The sequence below is a fragment of the Fodinibius sp. GM108 genome, assembly GCF_058386985.1.
Window position 1 is genome coordinate 318,487 of sequence record NZ_JBYEIR010000007.1, and the last position, 6,514, is coordinate 325,000.

The window sequence follows — 6,514 nt, forward strand, 5'->3', positions numbered from 1 at the left end:
TATGAACCGAAATTAAGGGTGAATCAAGTTAGGAATTTCAGAAGCCGGTGTACCATCAAGAATATCAACTATGGCATTAGCCGCCAGCATTCCAATGTCTTCCCTTGTTTGATAGCTTGCACTTGCAATATGAGGCGTAAGTACACAGTTGGGAGCATTCTGCAATCGTGGGTGGACTTCCGGCTCTTTTTCAAAGACATCAACGCCTGCTCCACCAATAATGTTGTTATGTAACGCCTCGGCAAGAGCCGCTTCGTCTACGACGGGTCCGCGTGCGATGTTAATCAAGATAGCATCATCTTTCATGGTCGATAATATTTCATCATCGATCAGATGGTGAGTTTCATCTGTGAGCGGACAGTGCAGTGAAACCACATCAGCATCTTTAACCAGTTCTTTGACTGTCGAGCAATAAGTGGCATCAAGTTTCTCTTCAACAGATTCGGAAACACGATTTCTGTTGTGATACTGTAGTTCCATTCCCAAAGCATGGGCTCGTCGTGCAACGGCCGTCCCGATGCGGCCCATGCCAATAATTCCAAGTGTACTTCCTTGTAATTCTTTTCCCAAAAATCCCAGGGGTTCCCAATTATCGAATCTACCATTAAGCAGGTATTGTTGCGCTTCAAAAAGGCGGCGCGAGACAGCAAGCATCAGTCCGAGTGTAAATTCGGCACAAGATTCTGTTAGAACACCCGGAGTATTGGCCACATGTATGTTGTGGTTGTGGGCTGCCTCAATATCAATATTGTTATAGCCTACTGCGTGATTGGCAATAATTTCCAGGTTGTCGCCGGCAGTTATGACCTTTTCTGTGACAGGATTTGAAAGCATTGACAGTAATGCGTGGTAAGGTGGAATAGTCTCGATTAAGGCTTCTTCATCATTAAAAGTACCTCTTTCTCCGACATCAACATGATAATTTTTTTCCAGCTTTTCGATAACGGATGGAATAATAGGTTCAGTAACCAATACGCGTTTAGTCATAGATGTTAAATACTATAAGGAGTACCGTTAATAATAATTTGTGAGTGTGATGAAAGAGTTTCGCCGCTCAAATCATCATAAATAAATGAAAAGGGAGTAAGTACCTGAGAGCACATTTGCCTGGGATTCCGCCAGGCCTTAAAATCAAGATGAAGTGAATCATTCTCGATGTGATGCGTTATCTCCTCAAGATGAGTGCAGGCATCGGGAAAAGTACCATGAATCAGAAGAACCGTTTGTTGATCATAAGTTACCCGCTTTAGAGAATCGATATAAACCCTTGAAGATTGGGAGGGATTATCCATTGGACTCTCTAACGATACCAGGTTTTCCAGATCCTGTTTCTCAATGTTTTCATCTGATGAGGATGCGCATCCGGCTGTTATAATAAGAGCAGCAAAAAACCAGCAGATGGATTTCACAATTTAGGAGTTGTCTTCAATTTTTCGGATAGGGGCATCATTCCACATGCGTTCCAGTGAATAATAATCCCGCAGTTCTTTTTTGAAAATATGTACTACAACATTTACATAATCAAGAATTACCCACCGGCGTGATTCTCGTCCTTCTTCTTTCCACGCTTTTTCACCTACCTGCTCGTTGGTTTCTTTATTTACATTATCTGCAAGAGCCTTAATTTGGACATCGGTGTTTGCGTGGCAAACAACAAATTTGTCTGCTAACGTAGTAAGTTCATGCACATCAAGTACGATGATGTCTTCTGCCTTTTTATCGAGCAGGGCATTGGTGATAATTTCGATTAGCTTGTCAGAATCTGCAGTTTTTTTATCATTGACGCTTGTAAATTGCTGATCTGCTTGCGGAGAAGTATTGCTCATATAGGATTAATTGAGTTTGAGTGATTTATAATCGGATCCGATCACCACGGTCGCATCCAGGTAAAAATCTTCTGATGCTTCTATAAATACATTTTCTTCGCTAATACCGAGAGCTTCGGCTACACGTTCTGCATTTTCGGCATCGAAGGTGCGTGCTATCACAACAGTATTTTGCATGTCAAAGTTTTTAAAATTACCAGTTTCTACCACATCAAATCCATTTTTTCGCAGGGTAGAAGTAAAATCGTTGGCAAGTCCGGGTACGCCGCATCCATTTAACACTTCAAGCTGGATAACATCGCCTATGAGTTGAGAACTGGTGTCGGATCTTAAGTTATCAATGCGGGGATAAATGATGCGGGTAAAAAGTCCAAAAACCAGCAGTACTAATAACAGACTAAGGAAGCCAATGACCGCATTTAAAGCAAAAGAATTGGATTCGTTATTCCCGTGGGTCATTAATATGGTTTATTCAATCAGAAATTCCGGTCGTGAAATGATGAGTTGAACGGGTTTCGATATAAGCCTGATGCCCATGGGTTCATTCCATACCCCGGGACCTGCTGAAATTGGAGCCGGATATTACTTTTATCACTGATCTCATAGTTCAGTTCAGCATTCCTGATCATAAATTGAGTATTCATGCCGTTATCATTTGGCATAAAATCATTTCCTAAAGGAGAATGCAAAAGTGATAGATCAAGCCTGCCGGTCAGATCCTCCGTGAAAAAGAAGTGCATGGTATTGGTATAAGCATTCATATTTTGCATCTGACCGCCGAAACTTGAAAACATCATTGAATAGGAGTGGTCCATCTGCATATTAAATAAGTTACTCAGATTAGACCCCTCACTTAGATCTTGCTTGACGATAGGTCCTGTTAGTTCTGCACTACTTCCAACATTTTCTCGTAGCTGTGCAGATGCCATTGAGCTAAGTCCAAAAAACAATATGACAATGAAACTAACAGCAGATATGGATGCAGATTTTTTCAACATAATGTTGGTAAGTTAATTAAGCACTGTTGGAACAAATATAACGCTTTAATCATAAAGAAAGTATAATAAACTAACCAGCTAGAATAAAAATTTTAAAAATTGTGGGATGAAGGTTTGTTGTTTAATTCTTGTAAGAGGCGGAGCATATAAAAGTATCTTGCGATTATCCTGTAAAGACCTTCATTCCGTATTCCGAAAGCGCTCGGGAGTAGGAGTGAGTTTGAGAATACGAATATCGAACCCGGAATGATGAATAAAAGAAGGTTGTTAATCTTCGTATTTCAGTATTCCATGTTCTGTGGTTCGAAATTCAAACGGCCTGCTCTCCGAAGCTTTATGCGAAGGAGAGCGGAGGTGGAGGGGCTACTTCGCGCAAGGCTCCGTAGCCTAAAGGTTCTGCTAAAGTAGCCGTTTATTCATCCAGGCAATACCAGATCCTGTTTTAAAATATTTTTCCAGTTCACGTGCTTTTTGCCGGGAATCAACAGCTAAAAAAGCACCTAGCTCAAATGGAGCGTACGCTTTTGTTGATTGGTTTTTACCGTTATTGTGTTCCTTGATCCGTTTCTTTAACCGATCCGTAAGACCAACATAGGTCCATTCCTTTTTAGCACTCTTCAAAATATATACATACCACATAACAAGATTTTATCTCATAAAATAAATGAACATAACGAACGTAACATCTTACTGATACAAACAGGAAATGCAAAATGCTTAATACACAGGCAGAAGAGAGAGCCTGCTCTTCGAAGCTTTATGCGAAGGAGAGCGGAGGTGGAGGGATTCGAACCCCCGGAACCGTAAAACGGCTCAACGGTTTTCGAGACCGCCCCATTCGACCGCTCTGGCACACCTCCGTACAATATTGATATTTGTCCTGCGGACTAAAATAGAGTATATTTGGAACGCTTTGAATCCGACTAAAATACCGGTAAATAAAACCAAATAAAAGGCCATAATTCGATAATGAAACTTACCGATTTTAAATTTGAAACTGATGATTTTAATGTTCCGGAAGAACCTGTACAGCCGCGAGATGCCGCCAAGCTGATGGTTCTGAATCGGGAAGAACAATCAATCAAGCATGAGAAATTTTCTGATATTCATAAGTACTTGAGTGAAGGTGATGTCTTAGTTTACAACGATACAAAAGTTTTTCCTGCACGACTGAAGGGAAAGAAAGAGAAGACGGATGCTGATATTGAGGTATTTCTGCTTCGCGAATTGGTGCCCGAAAATATGCTTTGGGATGTACTTGTAGAGCCGGCACGAAAAATTCGGATAGGAAACAAGCTATATTTTGGTCCCAACTTGATGGCCGAGGTCATTGATAATACCACTTCACGTGGTCGCACCATACGTTTTTTGTTTGAAGGAACGAACGAAGAGCTGTACCACATTTTGGATAACATCGGAGAAATGCCGTTGCCTCCATATATTGAACGCGAGCCCAGGGAGGAGGATAAAGAGCAATATCAAACAATCTTTGCCAAAGAGCGGGGATCGGTAGCGGCTCCTTTTGCGGCTATGCATTTTACGGAAGAACTGGTCGAGAAGCTGGAGGACAAAGGTGTGCAAATGTTGCCCATAACCATGCACATTGGATGGGGGACATTCCGCCCATGTGAGGTCGAAGATTTGACGAAGCATCGCACGGATTCGGAAAATTACTATATTTCAGAAGAAACTTCCGACAAAATTAATGAAGCATTAGCCAGTAAAGAAAACAAGGTAGTTGCCTGTGGTACTACCGCAGTGAGAACAATTGAGACAAGCATCACCGCCAGCGGTATTTCCAAACCGGGAACGGGATGGACTGACAAGTTTATTTTTCCTCCCTACGAGTTTAAAATTACTGAAGGTGTTATTACTAACTTCCATCGCCCTGAATCTACAATGCTGATGCTGGGTGCTGCTTTTGCCGGCTATGATTTTTTGATGGAGGCGTATGAAGAAGCTCAGGAAAATGATTACCGTTTCTTCGCTTTTGGTGATGCAATGCTGATCCTCTAAAACAGTGACTACCAAGACACTCATCATTCCAGCCGCGGGGTCCGGGAGTCGGATGAATAAAGAAATCCCGAAACCTTACCTGGAGCTATCAGGCAAAACTATCCTTGAACGTACTATTCGATCTTTTCTGCCTCTTTCAGGGCTTGAACAGGTGTTGGTGGTGACGCAAGAGGAGTATCTGGAAAAGACACAGCAAATTCTCAACTACATTTTGCCTGATCGTATTACCGGAAAATCTTTAGTCGGAGGCAAGGAGCGGCAGGATTCAATTAATAATGCTCTTGGAGAGATATCGGAAGTGGACTTAATTATCGTCCACGATGCCGTTCGTCCTCTTGTTAAGCTTAAGCATATTGAAGAGTGTTGCCAAGTGGCGTCTCAAAAGGGGGCCGCTGTGTTGGGAATACCTGCCAAGGATACCATAAAACGTGTCGATGATCAACAGGTCGTTTTGAAAACGCCATCCCGAAAGTATTTATGGCAAACACAGACACCGCAGGTATTTCGCCGAGAATTAATTTTGAAGGCTTATAAAAAGGCTATGGAAGATAATTTTATCGGGACCGATGATGCATCACTTGTCGAGCGGCTGGATGAAAAAATTCAGATGGTCGAAGGAGATCAAAATAATTTTAAGATAACATATCCGCTGGATTTAAAGTTGGCACAACTACTAATTGAAGAGGAGCGGAAATGAGTAACCTTCGCATTGGATATGGATATGATGTGCATCGATTGGAGACAGGTCTTCCGTTGATACTTGGCGGAGTAGAAATTCCTTTTGAAAAAGGGTTGGTCGGTCATTCCGATGCGGATGTTTTGTTACATGCTATTACAGATGCTTTATTGGGAGCTTGTGCGCTCGGAGATATTGGCAAGCATTTTCCCGATTCAGATAATAATTACAAAGATATCGACAGTCGTATATTGCTTCGGGAGACGTATAAGCTGATTAGCAAAAAGGGATTCAGCGTGGTTAATATGGATGCTACGATAGTAGCAGAACGTCCTAAACTTTCCTCTTATATACCAGATATGAAAGAGCATATAGCTTCTGATTTAAATGTTGATGCCAGCCAGGTTTCAGTCAAGGCAACAACATCCGAGGGGCTTGGTTTTGAAGGAGAGGCCCAGGGAATGTCCGCACGGGCTGTGGTGCTGTTAGTAGAAAACTAGAAAAAGATAGCAGCGATGATTGATCAATTTCTTCAAGAGATGGTTCAGTTGATAAATACTCTGCCTCCGCTGAGTATTTACCTGGTTTTCTTTTTGGTAGCTTATATTGAAAATATTATTCCGCCCATACCTGGTGATGTATTGGTTGCATTCGGTGGATATTTGGCGGCAGAATCGGTTATTGGTATTGTACCAGTATTAATATTAACGACTGTAGCCTCGGTTATTGGTTTTATGAGTATGTATTGGATTGGCAGTCACTGGGAAAGTCGCATTCAAAGATATGGGTCTCAATATTGGCTACTTCGATTCATACCACTAAAATATCTTACCAAGGTACAGTCGTGGATGCAACGGTGGGGGATGGGGGTTGTTTTGGCTAATCGTTTTTTGGCCGGTACGCGTTCCGTCATTTCATTAACAGCTGGTCTTAGTCACACCCGGATAAGTACCACAATTATTTGTTCAACAATCAGTTCCGTTTTGTGGAACGGTATT

At 41.8% G+C, this 6,514-nt stretch carries 10 protein-coding genes and 1 tRNA gene (1 of these 11 cut by a window edge); 4 read left to right on the forward strand and 7 right to left on the reverse strand.

From position 1 onward, the window contains the following. Window positions 1-12: 12 nt before the first annotated feature. From ACT3ID_RS14775 to ACT3ID_RS14805, 7 genes are all read right to left on the reverse strand, one after another. Window positions 13-987, reverse strand: coding sequence for a 2-hydroxyacid dehydrogenase (locus ACT3ID_RS14775; protein ID WP_491542822.1), 975 nt, complete (start codon window positions 985-987; stop codon window positions 13-15). Window positions 988-992: 5 nt separating this feature from the next. After that, window positions 993-1,409, reverse strand: a complete 417-nt coding sequence (locus ACT3ID_RS14780) for a hypothetical protein (protein WP_491542823.1) — start codon at window positions 1,407-1,409, stop codon at window positions 993-995. 3 nt (window positions 1,410-1,412) lie between these two features. Beyond that, window positions 1,413-1,826, reverse strand: coding sequence for a ribosome silencing factor (rsfS, locus tag ACT3ID_RS14785; RefSeq protein WP_491542824.1), 414 nt, complete (start codon window positions 1,824-1,826; stop codon window positions 1,413-1,415). A 6-nt stretch (window positions 1,827-1,832) separates the two neighbouring features. Continuing rightward, window positions 1,833-2,285, reverse strand: coding sequence for a LytR C-terminal domain-containing protein (locus ACT3ID_RS14790; RefSeq protein WP_491542825.1), 453 nt, complete (start codon window positions 2,283-2,285; stop codon window positions 1,833-1,835). A 17-nt stretch (window positions 2,286-2,302) separates the two neighbouring features. Then, window positions 2,303-2,824 carry a hypothetical protein gene (locus tag ACT3ID_RS14795; RefSeq protein WP_491542826.1) on the reverse strand — a complete coding sequence of 174 codons (522 nt, stop codon included), beginning with the start codon at window positions 2,822-2,824 and terminating at the stop codon, window positions 2,303-2,305. A gap of 399 nt (window positions 2,825-3,223) precedes the next feature. Beyond that, window positions 3,224-3,463, reverse strand: coding sequence for a GIY-YIG nuclease family protein (locus tag ACT3ID_RS14800; protein WP_491542827.1), 240 nt, complete (start codon window positions 3,461-3,463; stop codon window positions 3,224-3,226). 133 nt (window positions 3,464-3,596) lie between these two features. Further along, a tRNA-Ser gene (locus tag ACT3ID_RS14805) sits at window positions 3,597-3,684 on the reverse strand. Window positions 3,685-3,793: 109 nt separating this feature from the next. On the opposite strand from ACT3ID_RS14805, the gene queA reads away from it, so the two are divergent. The 4 genes in view from queA to ACT3ID_RS14825 are tightly spaced (at most 15 nt apart) and all read left to right on the forward strand, a layout consistent with a single transcriptional unit that may run on beyond the window. Then, window positions 3,794-4,840 (forward strand): tRNA preQ1(34) S-adenosylmethionine ribosyltransferase-isomerase QueA, encoded by a 1,047-nt coding sequence (gene queA, locus ACT3ID_RS14810; protein ID WP_491542828.1) that lies wholly within the window; start codon window positions 3,794-3,796, stop codon window positions 4,838-4,840. Window positions 4,841-4,844: 4 nt separating this feature from the next. Continuing rightward, the gene (gene ispD / locus ACT3ID_RS14815; protein WP_491542829.1) at window positions 4,845-5,537 is read left to right on the forward strand and encodes a 2-C-methyl-D-erythritol 4-phosphate cytidylyltransferase; all 693 of its coding nucleotides are present in this window, start codon (window positions 4,845-4,847) and stop codon (window positions 5,535-5,537) included. Beyond that, on the forward strand, window positions 5,534-6,016 hold the full coding sequence (gene ispF / locus ACT3ID_RS14820) for a 2-C-methyl-D-erythritol 2,4-cyclodiphosphate synthase (protein ID WP_491542830.1): 483 nt from the start codon (window positions 5,534-5,536) through the stop codon (window positions 6,014-6,016). The genes ispD and ispF overlap by 4 nt, the downstream gene beginning before the upstream one ends. A 15-nt stretch (window positions 6,017-6,031) precedes the next feature. Next, window positions 6,032-6,514, forward strand: the 5' portion of a protein-coding gene (locus ACT3ID_RS14825) for a DedA family protein (protein ID WP_491542831.1). The gene runs 141 nt beyond the window's last position; 483 of the gene's 624 nt are visible here — the first part of the coding sequence; it begins with the start codon at window positions 6,032-6,034; its stop codon lies beyond the right edge, outside the window.